The organism is Aureimonas sp. AU40, from assembly GCF_001463785.1.
Taxonomy (GTDB): Bacteria; Pseudomonadota; Alphaproteobacteria; order Rhizobiales; family Rhizobiaceae; genus Aureimonas.
The window spans coordinates 47,476-67,162 of record NZ_BBWL01000015.1 but is presented as its reverse complement, the minus strand read 5'-3'; the positions used below and the strand labels follow the sequence as shown (position 1 = coordinate 67,162).

The 19,687-nt window shown below is 64.9% G+C and carries 16 protein-coding genes; 3 read left to right on the top strand and 13 right to left on the bottom strand.

Translation table 11 applies throughout. The features are described 5' to 3' along the window. Positions 1 to 134: 134 nt before the first annotated feature. Both betA and betB read right to left on the bottom strand, forming a co-directional pair. Positions 135 to 1,805 carry a choline dehydrogenase gene (gene betA, locus AUL32_RS05510; RefSeq protein ID WP_062112412.1) on the bottom strand — a complete coding sequence of 557 codons (1,671 nt, stop codon included), beginning with the start codon at positions 1,803 to 1,805 and terminating at the stop codon, positions 135 to 137. Positions 1,806 to 1,817: 12 nt separating this feature from the next. After that, positions 1,818 to 3,926: a betaine-aldehyde dehydrogenase gene (gene betB, locus AUL32_RS05505; RefSeq protein ID WP_062112410.1), complete on the bottom strand. Its 2,109-nt coding sequence runs from the start codon at positions 3,924 to 3,926 to the stop codon at positions 1,818 to 1,820. Between the two features lie 342 nt (positions 3,927 to 4,268). Between betB and AUL32_RS05500 the strand changes: the two genes are divergently transcribed. From AUL32_RS05500 to choV, 3 genes are all read left to right on the top strand, one after another. Then, positions 4,269 to 5,216: a choline ABC transporter substrate-binding protein gene (locus AUL32_RS05500; protein WP_374700927.1), complete on the top strand. Its 948-nt coding sequence runs from the start codon at positions 4,269 to 4,271 to the stop codon at positions 5,214 to 5,216. Between the two features lie 110 nt (positions 5,217 to 5,326). After that, on the top strand, positions 5,327 to 6,181 hold the full coding sequence (gene choW, locus AUL32_RS05495; RefSeq protein WP_062112407.1) for a choline ABC transporter permease subunit: 855 nt from the start codon (positions 5,327 to 5,329) through the stop codon (positions 6,179 to 6,181). 2 nt (positions 6,182 to 6,183) lie between these two features. Continuing rightward, positions 6,184 to 7,386, top strand: a complete 1,203-nt coding sequence (gene choV / locus AUL32_RS05490; RefSeq protein ID WP_062112405.1) for a choline ABC transporter ATP-binding protein — start codon at positions 6,184 to 6,186, stop codon at positions 7,384 to 7,386. A gap of 76 nt (positions 7,387 to 7,462) precedes the next feature. Here choV and AUL32_RS05485 read toward each other — a convergent pair whose 3' ends face one another. The 11 genes from AUL32_RS05485 to AUL32_RS05435 all read right to left on the bottom strand — a co-directional run bounded on the left by AUL32_RS05485 (position 7,463) and on the right by AUL32_RS05435 (position 19,687). Then, entirely contained in the window at positions 7,463 to 7,750 is a 288-nt protein-coding gene (locus AUL32_RS05485) for a DUF2218 domain-containing protein (protein WP_062112579.1), read from the bottom strand. Between the two features lie 158 nt (positions 7,751 to 7,908). Next, positions 7,909 to 9,114: a multiple monosaccharide ABC transporter permease gene (gene mmsB / locus AUL32_RS05480; RefSeq protein ID WP_062112403.1), complete on the bottom strand. Its 1,206-nt coding sequence runs from the start codon at positions 9,112 to 9,114 to the stop codon at positions 7,909 to 7,911. Next, on the bottom strand, positions 9,104 to 10,645 hold the full coding sequence (gene mmsA, locus AUL32_RS05475; protein ID WP_061975499.1) for a multiple monosaccharide ABC transporter ATP-binding protein: 1,542 nt from the start codon (positions 10,643 to 10,645) through the stop codon (positions 9,104 to 9,106). Before mmsA ends, mmsB begins: the two co-directional genes overlap by 11 nt. A gap of 102 nt (positions 10,646 to 10,747) precedes the next feature. Next, entirely contained in the window at positions 10,748 to 11,809 is a 1,062-nt protein-coding gene (gene chvE, locus AUL32_RS05470) for a multiple monosaccharide ABC transporter substrate-binding protein (protein ID WP_061975497.1), read from the bottom strand. A 252-nt stretch (positions 11,810 to 12,061) separates the two neighbouring features. Beyond that, positions 12,062 to 13,126 (bottom strand): multiple monosaccharide ABC transporter substrate-binding protein, encoded by a 1,065-nt coding sequence (chvE, locus tag AUL32_RS05465; protein WP_062112401.1) that lies wholly within the window; start codon positions 13,124 to 13,126, stop codon positions 12,062 to 12,064. A gap of 165 nt (positions 13,127 to 13,291) precedes the next feature. Continuing rightward, entirely contained in the window at positions 13,292 to 13,933 is a 642-nt protein-coding gene (locus tag AUL32_RS05460; protein WP_062112399.1) for a 2-dehydro-3-deoxy-6-phosphogalactonate aldolase, read from the bottom strand. Between the two features lie 3 nt (positions 13,934 to 13,936). Next, positions 13,937 to 14,854 (bottom strand): 2-dehydro-3-deoxygalactonokinase, encoded by a 918-nt coding sequence (locus AUL32_RS05455; protein WP_374700924.1) that lies wholly within the window; start codon positions 14,852 to 14,854, stop codon positions 13,937 to 13,939. Then, a complete protein-coding gene (locus AUL32_RS05450; protein WP_062112397.1) occupies positions 14,851 to 15,738 on the bottom strand; it encodes an SMP-30/gluconolactonase/LRE family protein in 888 nt (295 codons plus the stop codon). Before AUL32_RS05450 ends, AUL32_RS05455 begins: the two co-directional genes overlap by 4 nt. A 51-nt stretch (positions 15,739 to 15,789) precedes the next feature. Further along, the gene (locus tag AUL32_RS05445; RefSeq protein ID WP_061975489.1) at positions 15,790 to 17,622 is read right to left on the bottom strand and encodes an IlvD/Edd family dehydratase; all 1,833 of its coding nucleotides are present in this window, start codon (positions 17,620 to 17,622) and stop codon (positions 15,790 to 15,792) included. 63 nt (positions 17,623 to 17,685) lie between these two features. After that, positions 17,686 to 18,753 (bottom strand): aldose epimerase family protein, encoded by a 1,068-nt coding sequence (locus tag AUL32_RS05440; protein WP_062112395.1) that lies wholly within the window; start codon positions 18,751 to 18,753, stop codon positions 17,686 to 17,688. A gap of 4 nt (positions 18,754 to 18,757) precedes the next feature. After that, on the bottom strand, positions 18,758 to 19,687 hold the full coding sequence (locus tag AUL32_RS05435) for a Gfo/Idh/MocA family protein (RefSeq protein WP_062112393.1): 930 nt from the start codon (positions 19,685 to 19,687) through the stop codon (positions 18,758 to 18,760).

The following is a 19,687-nucleotide window of genomic DNA, read 5'->3' as shown; positions in this document are numbered from 1 at the left end:
TTCACGACGATTCGAGCCTCCGCGTGAACCCGATGCGGCGGCCTGTTTCTCAATGACTCGTCGGTGATGCACATCGAGCATCATGAAGTTTGCTGCCGGCGCGAAGGACCGTCGCCGGCACCACAAGCGTCGGCCTACATCACCCCTTGCGCCGGCGCAGGGAGATAGGCGACGCGCTGGTAGGGCACGTCGGCGCGCGGAAGGGCCGCGCGGTCGCGAATGATGTCGGCGGCCTTCTCGGCGATCATGATGGTCGGCGCGTTGAGATTGCCCGTCGTGATCGAGGGCATGATCGAGGAATCGACCACGCGCAGCCGGTCCACTCCGATCACCCGCGTCTGCGGATCGACCACGGCCAGCGCATCTTCGGCCGCGCCCATGCGGCAGGAGCAGGACGGGTGATAGGCGCTCTCCACATGCTCGGTGATGAAGGCGTCTATCTCGGCGTCGGTCTGAACCGCATCGCCCGGCTGGATCTCCCGGCCGCGATAACGGTCGAAGGCGGGCTGGGCAAAGATCTGGCGCGTCAGCCGCACGCAGGCGCGCATCTCCGCCCAGTCGTCGGGATGGCTCATATAGTTGAACAGGATGCTCGGCGGCGCGGCAGGATCGGCCGACGCTAACCGGACATGGCCGCGCGATTTCGAGCGCATCGGCCCGACATGGGCCTGAAACCCGTGCTCGGAGGCAAGGCCGCGCCCGTCATAGGTCACGGCCAGCGGCAGGAAATGATATTGGATATCGGCATGCTCCACCTCGGGCCGCGAGCGGATGAAGCCGCAGCTTTCGAAATGGTTTGTCGCCCCCAGCCCCTTCTTGGTGAAGAGCCAACGCGCCCCAATCGCCCCCTTGGCGAAGGGCGTCATGGAGGAGAAGAGCGTGATGGGCAGCTGGCAGGCGACTTGGAAATAGAATTCCAGATGGTCCTGCAGGTTCTCGCCGACCCCCGGTCGATCGGCCACGACCTCGATTCCGTGCCGGCTGAGCTCCGCCCGCGGCCCGACGCCGGACAGCTTGAGGAGCTTGGGCGAGTTGATGGAGCCGGCCGACAGGATCACCTCGCGCCGGGCGAGCGCTCGCCGCTCAGTGCCGCCCACGCGATAGGCGAGGCCGGACGCGCTCCGCCCGTCGAACAGGATGCGCTCCACCAGCGCGTGAATTTCCACCTTCAGGTTGGGCCGGCCCAGCGCGGGTTTGAGATAGGCGTTGGCGGTGGACCAGCGACGGCCTTCGTGGACCGTCATGTCCATCCGGCCGAAGCCTTCCTGCGTCGCGCCGTTGATGTCCTGGTTCAGCGCATGCCCGGCCTGCCCCGCCGCTTCCACGAAGGCCTCGTAGAGCGGGTTCTCAAGCGTGCCGTAGGTCGTGTGCAGCGCCCCTTCGTCGCCGCGATAGGGATCGCCGCCGACGCGGCGGTGCTCCGCCTTTCGGAAATACGGGAGAACGTCGGGATAGCTCCAGCCCGCCGCGCCCTCGCGCTCCCAACGGTCGAAATCGGCGGGAGCGCCCCGGACATAGACCATGCCGTTGATCGAGGACGATCCGCCCAGAACCTTGCCGCGCGGGCAGTTGATCCGGCGCCCGCCCAAATGCGGCTCGGGCTCCGACGCGTAGCCCCAATTGTATTTCTTCATGTTCATCGGGATCGACAGCGCGCTCGGCATCTGGATCAGAAGCGAGCGGTCGGAGCCGCCGAATTCGAGAAGCAGAACCGTGCTCTTGCCATCCTCGGTGAGGCGATTGGCAAGCACGCAGCCCGCCGACCCGGCGCCGACGATCACGTAATCGAACTGTTCGATCTCCATCGCCATCCCCGATCAGTAGGGCGCGTCGACGCGCCCGAGATTGACGTAGACGCTCTTGGCCTCGGTATGGGCCAGAAGCGCCGCGCGGCCATTCTCCCGGCCGAGGCCGGATTCCTTTGTGCCGCCGAAGGGCAGTTCGATCGGCGTGATGTTGTAGGTGTTGATCCAGGTCGTGCCGGCTGCGAGCCGCGCCACCGTCCGGTGCGCCCTCGCCAAGTCGCGCGTGAAGACGCCGGCGGCGAGACCGAAGCGCGTGTCGTTGGCGCGGGCGATCACCTCGTCCTCGTCACGGAAGGACAGGACCGTCATCACCGGGCCGAAGATTTCCTCGCGCACGATCCGCATTTCGTCCGAGCAGGCGTCGAAAATCGCCGGCCGCACGAAGAAGCCTTTGCCAAGCGTCCCCTCGACGACGCGCTCGCCGCCTGCGACGAGGCGCGCGCCCTCCCGCCGCCCTTCCTCGATATAGGACAGGACCTTGTGCATATGCGCTTCGGAAATCAGGGCGCCGACCTGCGTTGCCGGATCGGTCGGGTCCCCCACCACCATAGCGCGGGTGCGCGCCGCCAGCTTCTCAAGGAAGGCCTCGCGCACGTCCTCGTGCACGAAGACCCGGGTGCCGTTGGAGCAGACCTCGCCGGCGGAGTAGAAATTGGCCAGCATCGCGCCGCCCACGGCGTCGTCGAGATCGGCGTCGGCGAAGACGATCAGCGGCGACTTGCCGCCGAGTTCCAGCGTCACCTGCTTCAAGGTCGCACTGGCGTCGGCCATCACCTTCTTGCCGGTGCCGACCTCGCCGGTCAGCGAAATCTTGGCGATGCCGGGATGGCGCGACAGGAGGCGCCCGGTGCGCCCGTCGCCCTGCACGACATTGAAGACGCCCGCCGGGACGCCGCATTCGGTCATGATCTCGGCGAGCTTGAGCGCGGTGAGCGGCGTCAGCTCCGCCGGCTTTAAGATCACGCTATTGCCGGCGGCCAGCGCGGGCGCGGCCTTCCAGCAGGCGATCTGCAGAGGATAGTTCCAAGCGCCGATGCCAGCGACGACACCGAGCGGCTCGCGGCGGGTGTAGCCGAAGGCTTGGGGGCCGAGATCGACATGCTCGCCCGCGATGCCTGCCGCGAGACCTGCGAAATATTCGATGCAATCCGCCCCCGACAAGACGTCGACGGCCTGCGTCTCTTGGATAGGCTTGCCGGTGTCGCGGGTTTCCAGAAGCGCCAGTTCGCCGTTGCGCTCGCGCAGGCGCGTGGCGACGCGCTGCAGGATGCGGCCGCGCTCGGCGCCCGTCATCGCGCCCCAGCCACGCTGCGCCTCGCGCGCCAGGGCGACCGCGCGATCGACCTCCGCCTCTCCGGCGATCACGATCTCGGCCAGCACCTCGGAGGTCGCCGGGTTGATCGTGGCGAAGGTTTCGGCATTGGGATCGAGCGGGAGGTAATCGCCGCCGATATGGCTGGTGAGAACGCGCAGGCCCCGGGCACGGGGCAGCTTTGGCTTTTCCGCCGGGCTGCGCGGCCGGGCGCCGGCGATCTGCGAATCCGCAAAGCTCGTGGCGATGGCGCGCGCCGCCAGACTGTCGGTCTCGCCGACGTCCGAAAGGGTGGAACGCAGCCAGAGCCCGTCGATCACGGCGGCGATGGAGACGGCGATGCGCTGGGCGTCGGCATCGGTGCACAGAGCCTTCAAGTCGTAGCGCAGGTTCGACAGCATGCGGCGCTGATAGACGCGCTGGACCCGCTTCAATCGGGGCGAATGAAGCACCTGCCCCCAGAAAGCCAGCCAGACGGAACACGTCCGCGCGTCAAACTCCTCGGGCGCCAGATTGGCGTCGATCACCGCCTGGATGCGCTCCCTCGGCCCCTCGGCCCGGGCAAGGCGAAGCCGCGCGCTGTCGGAGACGCGGCTCGCCAGATGTCTGAGCGTGGCTTCGAGCAGGCCTTCCTTGTCGCCAAAATAATGCGCGACGAGCGAGGGCGCGACGCCGGCCCGGCCGGCGATCTCGGACAGGCTGGAGGCCGCGAAACCGACGTCGGCCAGCGCGTCGATCGTCGCTTCCACGAGCTGGCGGCGGCGCTGGTCTTCGCCGGCGAATCGGGTGACAGTGTCAGTTCGAGCCATGCTTCACTCTCCGCAACGCATCTGGCGATAGCAGAGATTGATCGCTCATTCAATCAAGCGGAATGGCGACTGATGGCCATAAGCAAGCCGCACGATAAGCCATCAAGCTCCTCAATACTTAGCACGCACTGCACAAAAACAAACCAAGCTGCCTCAGACTTGGAACAGTGCGGCGCGCGAAGCCAAACAATTGAACGTTTGTTCAATCATCCCCTTGACAGGTTGCCTCATAGCATCTGGAATGGTTCGCAACAGGTCGATTGTTCGACCGATCAATCGCCGACATCGTGTATTTTGCGCCGACGAGCCCTTTGGTTCCCCGTGACAGGAGCATACCGAGTGATGATGTCCCCCCGTATGACAAAAGCCTGCGTCGCCCTCGCTTTCGCTACATTCGCCCTTCCCGCCGCGGCGGCGGAGCCGGCGTCCTGCAAGGCGGTCCGCCTCGCCGATGTGGGCTGGACGGACATCACCGCCACCACGGCCTCGGTTTCCACCCTCCTTTCGGCGCTGGGCTACACCCCGAAGACGGATATCCTCGCCCTGCCCGTCACGTTCGCGTCGCTGAAGAACGGCGATATCGACGTCTTCCTCGGCAATTGGATGCCGACCATGGAAGCCGATCTCGCGCCTTACAAGAAGGAAGGGTCGATCGAGACGATCCGCATCAATCTGGAAGGCGCCAAGTATACGCTAGCCGTTCCCACCACGCTCTACGACCAGGGCATGAAGAGCTTCGCCGACATCGCCAAGTTTCACGACCAGCTCGGCGGCAAGATTTTCGGCATCGAACCCGGCAACGACGGCAACCGCCTGATCCTCAAGATGATCGCCGACAACAAGTTCGATCTCGGCAAGTTCGAACTCGTGGAATCCTCCGAACAGGGCATGCTCGCGCAGGTCGCGCGCCAGACGCGGGGCGACAAGCCGATCGTCTTCCTCGGCTGGGAGCCCCATCCGATGAACAGCAGCTTCAAGATTTCCTATCTTTCGGGCGGCGACGAGGTGTTCGGCCCGAACTACGGCGGCGCGACGATCTACACGTTGACCCGCAAGGGCTTGTCCACCGAGTGTCCCAATCTCGGCAAGCTCCTATCCAACATCGTGTTCTCCCTACCCATGGAAAACGAGATCATGGGCGCCATCCTGAACGACGGCAAGGCGCCGGAGGCAGCCGCCAAGACATGGCTCGCCGGCCATGCCGACACCTGGAAGCCCTGGCTGGCGGGTGTGACGACCTTCGACGGCAAGCCGGCGGACGAAGCCGTGACCGCCGCCTTGGCGAAGTGATCTCGCGAGGCTGACTGGCGCCTCGTTCGCGACGCGAACGGGGCGACCCCGCCGCTCCCTCCCCATACTCCCGGCGCCGCCCGCCCCTTCTTCCCCGAGGATCGACCGGAATGCTCGACTGGCTCACCGACCATAAGATTCCGCTCGGGGTCTGGCTGCGCGATTTCGTCACTGCGCTCACAACCAATGCGCAGGGCTTCTTCGATGCGATCTCGCTGGTGCTGGGCTCCTTGATCGACGGACTGACCACCGGCCTGTCGTTGATCCCACCGATCGTCTTCATCGCGCTCGTGGCGGGCGGCGCCTGGCTTCTCCACCGCTCGCTGGCGCTCGCCGGCTTCGCGGTCCTGTCTCTGCTTCTGATCGTCAATCTCGGCTACTGGACCGAGACGATCCAGACCCTTTCGCTAGTCTTCTGCGCGACGCTGGTCTGCGTGGTGATCGGCGTCCCGCTCGGCATCGCGGCGGCCCATCGCCCGTGGGTTTACACCGCGCTGCGCCCGTTTCTCGATCTGATGCAGACGATCCCGACCTTCGTCTATCTCATTCCGACGCTCGTGTTGTTCGGCCTCGGGGCCGTGCCCGGCCTCATCTCCACGGTGATCTTCGCCATCCCGGCGCCCATCCGCCTCACCTATCTCGGCATCGCCGCCGTGCCGCTGAGCCTTCGCGAAGCGGCAAGTGCCTTCGGTGCCACGAAGCGCCAGCTCCTCTATAAGGTGGAACTGCCGCACGCGCTGCCGACCATCATGGCCGGCATCACCCAATGCATCATGCTGAGCCTCTCGATGGTTGTGATCGCGGCTCTGGTGGGCGCGGACGGGCTCGGCAAGCCGGTGGTACGCGCCCTCAACACCGTCAATATCGGCATGGGCTTCGAGGCGGGTCTCGCCATCGTCATCCTCGCCATTCTGCTCGATCGCATCTGCAAGGCGCCCGAAGCGCGCCGCGCGAAAGGACGTTGACCATGGAGACGAGCAACCTCCCGGCGATCGAGTTTCAAAATGTCGACATCGTGTTCGGAGAAAGGCGGGCGCAGGCGCTCAAGCTGATCGACCAGGGCCGCACACGCGACGAAATCCTGCAGATGACGGATTCGGTGCTGGGCGCGGCGGGCGTGAACCTGTCGGTTCATCGTGGCGAGATCTGCGTGCTCATGGGACTGTCCGGCTCGGGGAAGTCCACCATCCTGCGCGCGGTCAACCGCCTGAACGAAGTCGCGCGCGGCGAAGTGCTGGTGCGCCATCGCGAGCGTCCGGTGGATGTGGCAAAATGCGACGACGTAACGCTGCGCGACATCCGCACGCACACCGTTTCCATGGTGTTCCAGCAATTTGCGCTCCTGCCCTGGCGCACCGTCCGGCAGAATGCCGGTCTCGGCCTCGAACTCCAAGGCGTATCGCTGGACGAGCGCACGCGCATCGTGGACGAGAAGCTCGCCATGGTCGGCCTGACGAAATGGGCCGACAAATATGCCCATGAGCTGTCGGGCGGAATGCAACAGCGCGTGGGCCTCGCGCGGGCCTTCGCCACGGATGCCGACATTCTCCTGATGGACGAGCCATTCTCGGCGCTCGATCCGCTGATCCGCACCAAGCTGCAGGACGAACTGCTCGAACTGCAGAAGACCATCCGCAAGACGATCCTCTTCGTCAGCCACGATCTGGACGAAGCGATGAAGCTCGGAAACCGGATCGCCATCATGCAGGACGGCCGTATCGTTCAGTCCGGCCAGCCGGAGGACATCCTACTCGCGCCGGCAACGCCCTATGTCGCCGAGTTCGTGCGCCACATGAACCCGCTCAATGTCCTGCGCGGTTCGGCGGTGATGCGGCCCGTCCGCTCGCTGAAGCGCGAGGACGGCGCGTTGCTTCTCGATGAAGCCGGCGGCGTGCGGCTCCAGGTCGATGCGTCGGATCGGCCGGTCCGCGTTCATATCCAGGGCAATGGCGGAACGCTCGGTCATGCCGACGGCGAGGAAGGCCGGGTCGACCATCCCTGCGACGTCATCGTCGCGCCGGTCTATCTCAAGCTGAGAGCCGCGATCGCCCTGAAGCGCCAGACCAACCATCCGATCCTGCTCGTGGACGAACTCGGGCGGTTGGCTGGCCTTTGCGACGACGAGGAGATCTATCGCGGCTTGCTGCAGCGCTCCGAGTCCCGCCCCTGAAGCCTCTCATCTCGCCGCCTCAACTGGCGGCGAAGCGCATCCGCTTTTCCTGGAAATGTTCTGAGCGAAGCGGCCGTCAGGCCTCGCGCGCCCAGTCGAAGACCAGGTCCTCGCGGAAGGCGAAGCGGACGATGTGGTCGGCGACGACCTGCTCCAACTGATCCAGTGAACCCGCTTCCTCGGTGCGCAGCGTGATCGACAGCGCCTCCGCGCTTGCGTCCAGTACGGTGACGCCAGAGGGAAGCTTGATCTCGCCATGCTCAGGCGTGAACTCCACAGGAAACTTGTGAGCCCAATGTTTGCAGAGTTGCTGTAGATAGCGGCTCGCATGGGCGGTGGGGACGACGGCTCGGCTCTCGTTCATAATCTTGACCTCAGACATCCACTTATCCGGAGGCGTCCTACACGAGGACCGATGCGATGTCCGCCGAAGTTGGGGTCACAAATGGCAACGCGCACAAAAAAAGCGCCGGGATCGCTCCCGGCGCCTTTGGATGTCTGCCAATCACCTGATGGCGGAGATCAGGCCTTGTTGCGGTTGTAGACGTCGAAGCAGACGGCGGCCAAAAGCACGAGGCCCTTGATGACCTGCTGGTCGTCGATGCCGATGCCCATGATCGACATGCCGTTGTTCATGACGCCCATGATGAAGGCGCCGACCACCGCGCCCATCACCTTACCGACGCCGCCATAAGCTGACGCACCGCCGATGAAGCAGGCCGCGATAACGTCCAACTCGAAGCCGACGCCGGCCTTCGGGGTTGCCGAGTTCAGGCGGGCGGCGAAGATCAGGCCGGCCAGTGCGGCCAGGACGCCCATGTTGACGAAGGTGAAGAAGGTCAGACGTTCGGTGCGGATGCCCGAAAGCTTGGCGGCCTTTTCGTTGCCGCCGACGGCGTAGATGCGGCGGCCCGCCGTGGTGCGCGTCGTCATGAATCCATAGACCGCGATCAGCAGCGCCATGACGATCAGGACGTTCGGGAAGCCGTTATAGGATGCCATCAGATAGGTGATGAGCATGATCGCGGCGGCGATGAAGATGTTGCGGCCGGCAAACAGCGCCATCGGCTCGTCGAGATGACCGGCCTTGGCCTGCTTGGCGCGCTTGCGAATGGAGAGGATGACGAGCACAGCCGTCGCGACCGCGCCGATGAGGAGCGTTGTCATGTGCAGGCCGGCGGTCCCGGCGAGGAAGTCGGGGATGAAGCCCTTCGACAGCTTCTGGAAGCTTTCCGGGAACGGGCCGATCGAGGCCGAGCCCAGCACCTTCAGCGTCAGGCCGCGGAAGACGAGCATGCCCGCTAGCGTGACGATGAAAGACGGCACCTTGAAATAGGCGACGAGATAGCCCTGCGCGGCGCCGATCACAGCGCCGACGAGCAGACCGATCCCCGCGGCCGTCAGTCCGTTGAACCCGTAGTTCACCATGAGCACGGCGCCGAGGCCGCCGATGAAGCCGGCCACCGAGCCGACCGACAGGTCGATATGGCCGGTGATGATGATGAGCAGCATGCCGATCGCCATGATGACGATGTAGCTGTTCTGAAGGATCAGGTTGGTGAGGTTCAGCGGGCGCATCAGAACGCCGCCCGTCATGAACTGGAAGAAAGCCATGATGACGACGAGCGCCATCAGCATTCCGTATTCGCGGATGTGGCCGCTGAGGAAGCCCCAGGAGGCGCCCTTGCCTCCGCTCCGCTCGGTCTCGTCGACGGTCTTAATGCTCATGGGTTTGTGCTCCGGAGCGGATGATGGCACGCATGATATTTTCCTGGGAGGCGTCGGCCGCCGTCATTTCTGCGACGATCCGGCCTTCGTTCATCACGTAGATCCGGTCGCACATGCCGAGGAGTTCCGGCATTTCCGAAGAGATCATGAGAACGGCCTTCCCCTCATCCGCCAGCTTGTTGATGATCGAGTAGATTTCGAACTTGGCGCCGACGTCGATGCCGCGCGTCGGCTCGTCCAAGATCAGAAGATCGGGGTTTGAGAAGAGCCACTTCGACAGGACGACCTTCTGCTGGTTGCCGCCCGAGAGGTTCAGCGTCTTCTGCAGGATGCCGGAGGAGCGGATCTTGAGCTGGCGGCGATAGGTCTCCGCCACCTCCTGCTCCTTGTGCGGATCGATCACGCCGCCCTGGCTGATGCCGTCGAGATTGGCCAGCGAGATGTTCTGCTTGATGTCGTCGTCGAGGATCAGGCCGAGATGCTTCCGGTCCTCGGTGACATAGGCGATGCCGGCGTCGATCGCGCGGTTGATCGTGGACACGTCCACCACCTTGCCGCCCATGCGCACTTCGCCCGAGACGTTGCGCCCGTAGGAACGGCCAAAGACGCTCATCGCGAGTTCGGTGCGCCCGGCGCCCATCAGACCGGCGATGCCGACGATCTCACCCCGCCGTACGTTCAGCGAGACGTTCTTGAGCACCTGCCGGCTGGAATTGAGATGGTGATAGGCGTTCCAGTCCTTCACCTCGAACAGCATCTCGCCGATCTTGGGCTCGCGCTTGGGATAGCGATCCTCCAGCGAGCGGCCGACCATGTCGCGGATGATGCGGTCTTCCGAGATCGGCTCAGCAACGCAGTCGATGGTCGAGACCGTCGTCCCGTCGCGAATGACCGTGATGCGGTCGGCGACGCGGGCGATCTCATTCAGCTTGTGCGAGATGATGATGGACGACATGCCCTGCTTCTTGAATTCCAGAAGCAGGTCGAGCAGCGCCTGGCTATCGCTTTCGTTCAAGCTGGCGGTCGGCTCGTCCAAGATCAGAAGGCGCACCTTCTTGGCCAGCGCCTTGGCGATCTCGACCAGCTGCTGCTTGCCGATGCCGAGATCCTTGATCAGCGCCATCGGGGATTCGCGCAGGCCGACCTGAGCCAGCAGCTCGCGCGTGCGGGCATGCGCGGCGTCCCAGTCGATCACGCCCCACCGGGCCATCTCGTTGCCGAGAAACATGTTCTCGGCGATCGACAGGAGCGGCACGAGCGCCAGCTCTTGGTGAATGATGATGATGCCGAGCTTCTCGGAATCGGAAATGTCCTTGAAGGACCGCACTTCGTTCTCGAAGTGGATGTCGCCCTCGTAGGTGCCATGCGGGTAGACACCCGACAGGACCTTCATCAAGGTCGACTTGCCCGCGCCGTTCTCGCCGCAGATGGCATGGATTTCGCCGGCCTCGACCGAAAGATTGACGTTGTCCAGCGCTTTCACGCCCGGAAACGTCTTGGTGATGCCGCGCATTTCTAGAATGGGAGCCATCGGCGACCTCGAAACTGGCGGGCCGGATCCCCCTGGAAGGAGGCCGGCCCTGTTATGTCTGGAGGGGCGAAGGGTCCGCCTTCGCCCCGCCCGATGCTGATGTTACTTGACCTGGTCAGCCGTGTAATAGCCGCTGTCGACCAGCGCCTGCTTCACATTGTCCTTCGTCACGAGGACGGGCTTCAGGAGGTAGGACGGAACGACCTTGACGCCGTTCTCGTAGGTCTTGCTGTCGTTGACGGTGACTTCCTTGCCGGCGGCCATGGCATCGACCATGTCGACCGTGACCTTGGCGAGTTCGCGCGTGTCCTTGAAGATCGTCGAGGTCTGCTCGCCCGCGACGATGGACTTCACGGACGGAAGCTCGGCGTCCTGGCCGGAGATCACCGGCATTTTCTTGTTGCCGGAACCATAGCCGACGCCCTTCAGCGACGAGATGATGCCGATCGACAGGCCGTCATAAGGCGAGAGAACCGCATCGACATTCTTGTCGGTGTAGTAGGCCGACAGGAGGTTGTCCATGCGAGCCTGGGCGACCGAGGGGTCCCAACGCAGCGTGCCGACCGTCTCCATGCCCTTCTGGCCCGACGGGATCACGAGCTTGCCCTGATCGATATAGGGCTGCAGCACGCTCATCGCGCCGTTGTAGAAGAAGAAGGCGTTGTTGTCGTCCGGCGAACCGCCGAAGAGCTCGATGTTGAACGGGCCCTTGCCGTCCTTCAGGCCGAGACCGTCGACGATCGAGGACGCCTGGAGAACGCCGACCTGGAAATTGTCGAAGGTCGCGTAATAGTCGACATTGCCGGAATTGCGGATCAGGCGGTCATAGGCGATGACCTTGATACCGCTGTCGGCGGCCTGCTGCAGAACGTCGGTCAGCGTGGTGCCGTCGATCGAGGCGATCACCAGCACCTTGGCGCCCTTGGTGACCATGTTCTCGATCTGCGAGAGCTGGGTCGGGATGTCGTCTTCGGCGTACTGGAGATCGGTCTTGTAGCCGCGCTCCTGAAGCACCTTCACCATGTTGTCGCCGTCGGCGATCCAACGCGTGGAGGACTTGGTGGGCATGGCGATGCCGACGGTGCCCTTTTCCTGCGCGAAGGCGCCCGACATCAGCGTGAGGCCGAGGGCGACGCCCGCCGCCAGGATCTTCAGAGATTTCATGCTTCTCCCCTTTGATGACGCAAGACGGGCATCCCTCGCCTGCGATTGCGCGACCGTCCCCATCCTGCGTGACCCCGGTCCGATCCGCGGCCATCGCGGCACTCCCGGACAAAGGGCAGGAGACAGTCGTATTTCCAGCCGGGCGCGAGCCGCTGGGGGCTCGCCTTCCCTTCCCCGATCACCCTCCGTGAGGAGGTCCCGATCGGCCGAAGATCGGCGGCGCCGGGTTTCTGCCGGCGCCGCCCTTATGGATTACTTGATCTGGTCGGCCTTGTAGTAGCCGCTGTCGATCAGAACCTTCTGGACATTGTCCTTGGTGACGAGGATCGGCTTCAGGAGTTCGGCCGGCACGATCTTCTCGCCGTTGTTGTAGGTCTTGGTGTCATTGACCGTGACCTCCTTGCCTGCAGCCATGGCGTCGACCATGTCCACGGTAACCTTGGCGAGATCGCGCGTGTCCTTGAAGATGGTCGAGGTCTGGTCGCCTGCGAGGATCGCCTTCACCGAAGGCAGCTCGGCGTCCTGGCCGGTGATGACCGGCATCTTCTTGCCGCCCGAACCGTAGCCGACGCCCTTCAGCGACGAGATGATGCCGATGGCGAGAACGTCGTTGGGAGCCAGCACGGCGTCGACGGTCTTGTCGGTGTAATGAGCCGACAGGAGATTATCCATGCGCGACTGTGCGGTGGAAGCGTCCCAACGCAGGGTGCCGACCGTGTTCATGCCGGTCTGGCCCGACGGGATCACGAGCTTGCCCTGATCAATATACGGCTTCAGCACGCTCATCGCGCCGTCGTAGAAGAAATAGGCGTTGTTGTCGTCCGGCGAGCCGCCGAAGAGCTCGATGTTGAACGGACCCTTGCCTTCCTTCAGGCCAAGCGCGTCGACGATCGAATTAGCCTGATAGACGCCGACCTGGAAATTGTCGAAGGTCGCGTAGTAGTCGACATCCGGCGAATTGCGGATCAGACGATCGTAGGCGATCACCTTGATGCCGTCCGCATGAGCGCGCTTGAGAATGTCGGTCATGGTCGTGCCATCGACCGGTGCGATCACCAGAACCTTGGCGCCCTTGGTAACCATGTTCTCGATCTGCGAGAGCTGGGTCGAGACGTCGTCCTCGGCATATTGAAGGTCGGCCGCGTAGCCCTTGTCCTTCAAAGTCTTCACCATGTTGGCGCCGTCCGCGATCCAGCGCGCGACGGACTTGTCGGGCATCGAGACGCCGACCGTGCCCTTGTCCTGCGCGGACGCGGCGCTCGCCAGAGCGACCGCACCAAGCGACGCCGCAACCAAGAGTGTCTTCAAAATCTTCATTCAGCCCTCCCGAACGAGGCCGGGCTGACAGCCCTTCCCCGGAACCGCGGGTCATGCCCGCGCTGCGTGACCCGACTCGGGTGTCTCTCCTCACCCGAAATCGAATTGTCTGACGATTAAACCATCGTCAATTCAGCGACAATGGAATTCTTCCAGCCGTCTGATTTATCCTAAACCGAATATTCGGTCGTAGAGCAAGACGGTCTCGTCGGCGCGCACACGTATTTCTTGTGAGGTCATTCCCGGCTTGTAGAGCGAGGAACCGAGGCCGAAGGAGCGCACGCCGACTTTCGAAAAGGCCTCGAAATCCTTCTCCGACACGCCGCCAACCACGCCGACTTCGCAATCCTTCGGCAGCACCGCGCGGATAGCGGAGACGCCGGCCGGGCCAAGGACGCTGGCGGGGAAGAACTTCAACGCCGAGGCGCCGGCGGCGAGCGCCTGGAACGCCTCGGTGGGCGTAAAGACGCCGGGCATGGTCAGCATGCCATGCTCGCCGGCCCGGCGCAGAACGCCGGAGTCGACATTCGGCGAAACCAGAAGACGTCCGCCGACATCGGCCAGCCGATCGACATTCTCCACCGAAAGGACGGTGCCCGCTCCGATCCAGTGCCGGTCCGACCCGAGGCGCACGGCCGTTTCGATCGAGCGAAAGGCGTCGGGCGAGTTCAAAGGGATTTCGATCGCCTCAAAGCCCGCCTCGATCAGCTCCGACACGACGGACTCGACCTCTTCCGGCCGGATACCGCGCAGAATGGCGACGAGCGAGCGGCTGAACTGCGGCCAGGGAACGCGGGTCGAGGACATGGATCAGCTCTCCGCTGCAAAAAGGGATCGGGCGGCCTGCGCGAGGCCATGCCGGACGCAGGCGTCCGCATCGAGATGCCGGAACGCTCCAAAGCCCACGGCCTCGAAGGCGGCCGCATAGAGATCGGCGATCGAACCGGAGGCCAGCAGCGCGGCCCCCTTCAAAGCGCCGTGCCGCTCGGCCGCGCCGGCCAGTTCCAGGCCGAGAAGAAGGCCGGACAGGCGCGCCGCCTGCTCGGCCGGCTCCGTGCCGTGCAGGAGCCACCCGGCGCGAATTGAGAAGAGCATGTTGGTCGCCAGCGCAGGCGCCTCGAAGGCGCGGCGCACGCCGTCGAGAAAGGCAGGCGTGGCACCGACAGCCGCCTCGCCTTCCACCGCCTGCCGCAAGATGGAGTGCGTGCGCAGGAGCTGGAACAATTCGCCGGTCATGAAAGTGGAAAAAGATTCGATCACTCCGTCCGACAGCGAGACCCATTTGGAATGGGTGCCCGGCATGCAGACGAGACCGCTGCGATAGCCCTCGGCAACGACGCCGAGAAGCTGCGTTTCCTCGCCGCGCATCACGTCCGGCTCCCAGGCGGCGCGCTGCGCGAGACCCGGCAGGATGAAGACATCTCGCGCGAGGCCCGGCACCTTGACGGCGCGCGAGCCGAGATCGCCGAGTTCCAGCGGCGTTTCAAGATAGGCCGCCTCGAGCCAGCCGGCGCGCGAGCCGACCATCCCGCAGAGAACCGCTGGCGCCTCAGTGCCCAAGCCGAGCTGGGAAAGATGCGTTTCCAGAACGGTCTCGAAGCCGCGCTCGCTAGCGGTCGTCAGCCCGTCCTTGGCGCGGGTCTCGGCGAGAACGCGCCCCTCCCCGTCTATAGCCCAGGCGCGAAAGGAGGTCGTGCCCCAGTCGACGGCCGCATAGGTCGGCATCATGGCGCGGTAATCCGAACGCGCGGGTCGGGAATGCCGCGCGCATGGACGTCGAGAAGCAGGGTCTTGCCCGACTGCGGATCGGCCAGCCTCTCAGCCTCGCTCATGCCTTCCTGCGCCGTGGTTACCAAGAGACGGTCGAGATCGGCTCCGACGAAGGCGGGGCAGCTCGGCCGGGTCGCCGGCACGCGGATCGTGCGGATCCGATCGCCTTCCGGCGAATAGACGTCGATCGAGGAGGCGCCCCAGCGCGCGCTCCAGATCCGCCCGTCCGCATCCACCACCGCGCCGTCCAAGCCGCCCTCGCCGCCGCGATGATCGTAGAGCACGGATGGCTGACCGATCGGCAGGCCGGTGTCGGGGTCCAGCGGAACGCGGTGGAGAAGGCCGACATGCGTGTCGGTAAAATAGCCCGTGCGCCCGTCCGGCGAGAAGCAGATGCCGTTCGGGATCGTGATGTCGGAATAAAGACGGCGAAGTTCGCCATCCCGAAACCAGTAGATCGAGCCGACGCCCTCTTCCGCCTTGCGGCCCATCGTGCCGATCCAGAGCGCGCCCGCCGGGTGGACGCGGCCGTCGTTCGATCGCGTGCCGGCATTGTAGGACTCGAGCGCGGTGTGCAGCTCCATGCGCCCGTTCACGATGTCGCGGACGAGGAGCCCGTCGGCCGTCGCCACGAGCTGGCGAGCGTCGTCGATCGGCGCGAGCACGCTGCCCATCGACGGCAGGTCGTGCACGCGGACCGAGCGATCGGCGATGCGCGCTTCGAACAGCTTGCGTTCGAGAATGTCGAACCACCAGGCCGTGTCGGTCCGCCCGTCATAGGACGGACCTTCGCCCAGATGGCACCTATGGTCCGACAGAATCTCGATCGCAACGTCGCTCAAGCCGCGCTCCCTTCCTGACCTTGATTGAGGTCGTATCTTAGTGCCCGCGCCTTAGTGGTTGTCGCGCGGCACGCCGCGCGTCTGCGCGAGGCGCTGGTACTGGACCGCGTTTTCGAGCACGGCGCCAGTCTCCATTTGGCCGACCAGCGTGCGCTGGATTTCCTGCCAGGGGGTCTGGTGCTCGGGATACTTGTAGCCGCCCTCGGCTTTCAGCGCCGCGCGGCGCTCGGCCAGCTCCTCGTCGGAGATGAGGATGTTGGCCGAACCTCGACCGAGATCGATCCGCACCCGGTCGCCCGTCTTCAACACGGCGAGATTGCCGCCCGCCGCCGCTTCCGGCGAAGCGTTGAGGATGGACGGCGAACCCGAGGTGCCGGACTGACGACCGTCGCCTATGCAGGCGAGCGAGGTGACGCCTTGCTTGATGAGATAGTCCGGCGCCCGCATGTTCACGACCTCGGCCGCGCCGGGATAGCCGATCGGGCCGGCGCCGCGCATGAAGAGGATCGTGTGCGCGTCGATCCCGAGCGCGGGATCGTCGATCCGGTGGTGGTAGTCCTCCGGCCCGTCGAACACCACCGCCCGGCCCTCGAAGGCGTTCGGGTCTTCCGGGTTGACGAGGTAGCGGTCGCGGAACTCCGGCGAGATCACCGAGGTCTTCATGATCGCGGACGAGAAGAGATTGCCCTTCAGGACGAGGAAGCCGGCCTTGTCCTTCAGCGGCTTGTCATAGGGGCGGATGACGTTCTCGTCCTCGATGATCGCGCCACGGCAATTGTCGCCGATCGTGCGGCCGTTCGCGGTGATGGCGCCCTCGTGAATGAGCCCCTGCGTCATCAGCTGGTTCACCACGGCCGGCACGCCGCCGGCATGGTAATAGTCTTCGCCGAGATACTCGCCGGCCGGCTGCAGGTTGACGAGCAGCGGGATTTCCTCGCCGAACTCCTGCCAATCATCGATCGACAGCTCGACGCCGATATGGCGAGCCAGCGCGTTGAGGTGGATCGGCGCGTTGGTGGAACCGCCGATCGCCGAGTTGACGCGGATGGCGTTGATGAAGGCTTCGCGCGTGAGGATATCGGAGGGCTTCAGGTCCTCGCGCACCATGTCCACGATGCGAAGGCCCGTGCGATAGGAGACCTCCTGCCGGTCACGATAAGGTGCGGGGATCGCTGCCGAGCCCGGCAGCTGCATGCCTAGGGCCTCGGCCAGCGAGTTCATCGTCGTCGCCGTGCCCATCGTGTTGCAATAGCCGGTGGAGGGCGCCGAGGAGGCGACAAGCTTCACGAAGCCGGCATAGTCGATCTCGCCCTTGGCCATCAGCTCACGGGCCTTCCAGACGATGGTGCCAGAGCCGGTGCGCTGGCCGCGGAACCAACCGTTCAGCATAGGGCCGACCGAAAGGGCGATCGCGGGAATGTTCACGGTCGCCGCCGCCATGAGGCAGGCAGGCGTGGTCTTGTCGCAACCGATGGTGAGCACGACGCCGTCGAGCGGATAGCCGTACAGGATCTCGACAAGGCCGAGATAGGCTAGATTGCGGTCGAGGCCGGCGGTCGGCCGCTTGCCGGTTTCTTGGATCGGATGAACCGGAAACTCGATGGCGATGCCGCCCGCTTCGCGAATGCCCTCGCGCAGGCGGTTGGCCAGTTCCAGATGATGGCGGTTGCAGGGCGAGAGATCGGAGCCCGTCTGCGCGATGCCAATGATCGGCCGGCCGGACTGGAGTTCTTCCTGGCTGAGCCCGAAATTCATGTATCGCTCGAGATAGAGCGCGGTCATGTCCGCATTGGCGGGATTGTCGAACCAAGCGCGCGAGCGCAGCTTGGTGTGCGCGCGGCCATGGGCGGCGTTGCCGTTCGGGCTGGTGAGTTCGGTGCTCATTGGGTCTTCTCCCCTTGGGGGTCCTTGCCCCTGGCCGCTCCGCTGGCGCAGGCGGCCGATCGGTCAGATCGTCGAAAATTTGAAGATGGAGCGGTGGCGGTAGGTCGCCCCCGCATCGAGACGCGCCGTCGGAAAGTCGGGCCGGTTCGGCGTGTCGGGATAAAGTTGCGGCTCCAGGCAGAAGGCGTCGCCCATGCGATAGGCGTGTCCGTTCTTGCCCGCCACCGTGCCGTTGAGGAAATTGCCGGAATAGAACTGGACGCCCGGCTGGTCGGTCCAGAGTTCCATCGCCCGGCCGCTCGCCTCGTCCTCGACCCGCGCGGCAAAGCGCGGCGCGTCCATCTTTCCACCATCGAGGCAGAAATTGTGGTCGTATCCCCGGCCGCGCAGGATCTGCTCGTGCGAGGCGTCGCGAACGCGCCCGCCGATCTCGGCCGGCGCCCGGAAGTCGAAGGGCGTGCCTTCGACCGGCGCGGGACCGCCTTCGGGAATCGAGCCGCCATCGATCGGCAGATAGGTCTCGGCCGCGATGCGTAGGCGATGCGATAGAACGCTCGCTGGCTCGGTGGCGCCGCCGAGGTTGAAATAGGCGTGGTTGGTAAGGTTTACGACGGTCGGGCGATCGCTCACCGCCTCAAAGTCGAGTTCCAGCTCGCCGGCCCGGAGCCGGTAGGTCACGCGCGTGTCGAGCGTACCGGGAAAGCCGGCCTCGCCGTCCGCACTCTGCCGCGCGAAGGTGACGAAGGGATCGGCCTCGTTACCCAGCGCCTCGATCCGCCAGACGCGCTGGTCGAACCCATCCGCGCCGCCATGCAGCGCGTTGGCGCCGTCGTTCGGCGCAATTTCGACGGTGTGGCCGTCCAGATCGAAGCGACCCTTGGCGATGCGGTTGGCATAACGGCCGATCGTGGCGCCGAAGAAGCTGCGATGCTCGACATAGCCGGCCAGATCGTCATGGCCGAGCACGATGTCGCCCGTCGTCCCGCCGCGATCCGGCGCATGCAAAGCCTGTAGCGTCGCGCCATAGGTCAGGACGCGCGCTTCCAGGCCGCCCGCCCGCAGCGTGATGATCTCGACCGTCTCGCCCGAGGCAAGCACGCCGAAGGGCGCGCGAGACACCGCATCCGCCATGAGCTCAATCCTCGATGAAGGCTTCGACGCCGTGACGGCGGCCGAGCAGGAAGGCGTCCGCCACGTGCTGAAGCGGCGACAGGTCGACGTCGAGCGCGCCGGTTTTGGTCATTTCCACGAAGCGCCGGTAGAGGCCGACATATTCGGCATCCGCCTCGTCCACCTGCGGCGCGTCGTCGATGAAGAGCTTCTTGCCGCCCTCGCGCAGGCTGAGGCGGCCCATGTCGGTCTCGACGTGAATGTTCCAGGTTTCGCCGCCTGTCTCGCGCCAGTCGAACTCGGCGCGGATCGGCGTGCCGACCGCATCGGTGAACTCGAGATCGGCAGCGATCGGCGCGGCGCGGTTCTCGGGAAAGGACAGGTCTGAGCGCAGGAGAAACATCGGACGCGGCAGGATGGCGGTCACGATCGACAGCGCGTTGATGCCGGGATCGAAGACGCCGAGGCCGCCGGGCTGCCAGATCCAGTCCTGGTTCGGATGCCACTTGCGGACGTTTTCCTTCCACTCGACATGCACCGAGCGGATTTCGGCGTCCGCCAAAAAGGCGCGCGCCGGCGCAACGGCGGAGGCCTCGCGCGAATGCCACGTGGCGAACAACGTGACGCCCTTCTGCCTGGCGAGGGAGACGAGCGGCGCGATCTCGCTGACCGTGGCGCCCGGAGGCTTTTCCAGCATCACATGCTTGCCGGCCCGCAGCGCGGCCTCGGCCTGGGCGTTGCGGCCCTGCGGCGGGGTGCAGAGCGACACGGCGTCGATCTCGGAGCCCATACCGGCGAGCAGCGCGTCGACGTCAGGGAAAGACGGCAAACCATCGATCGATGCGTTACGGCTGGCGATGGCGACGAGATCGACGCCCTCGACCTTGGCGATCGATGGAACGTGCTGGTCGCGGGCGATCTTGCCGAGGCCGACAATGGCGGTGCGAAGCGTCAT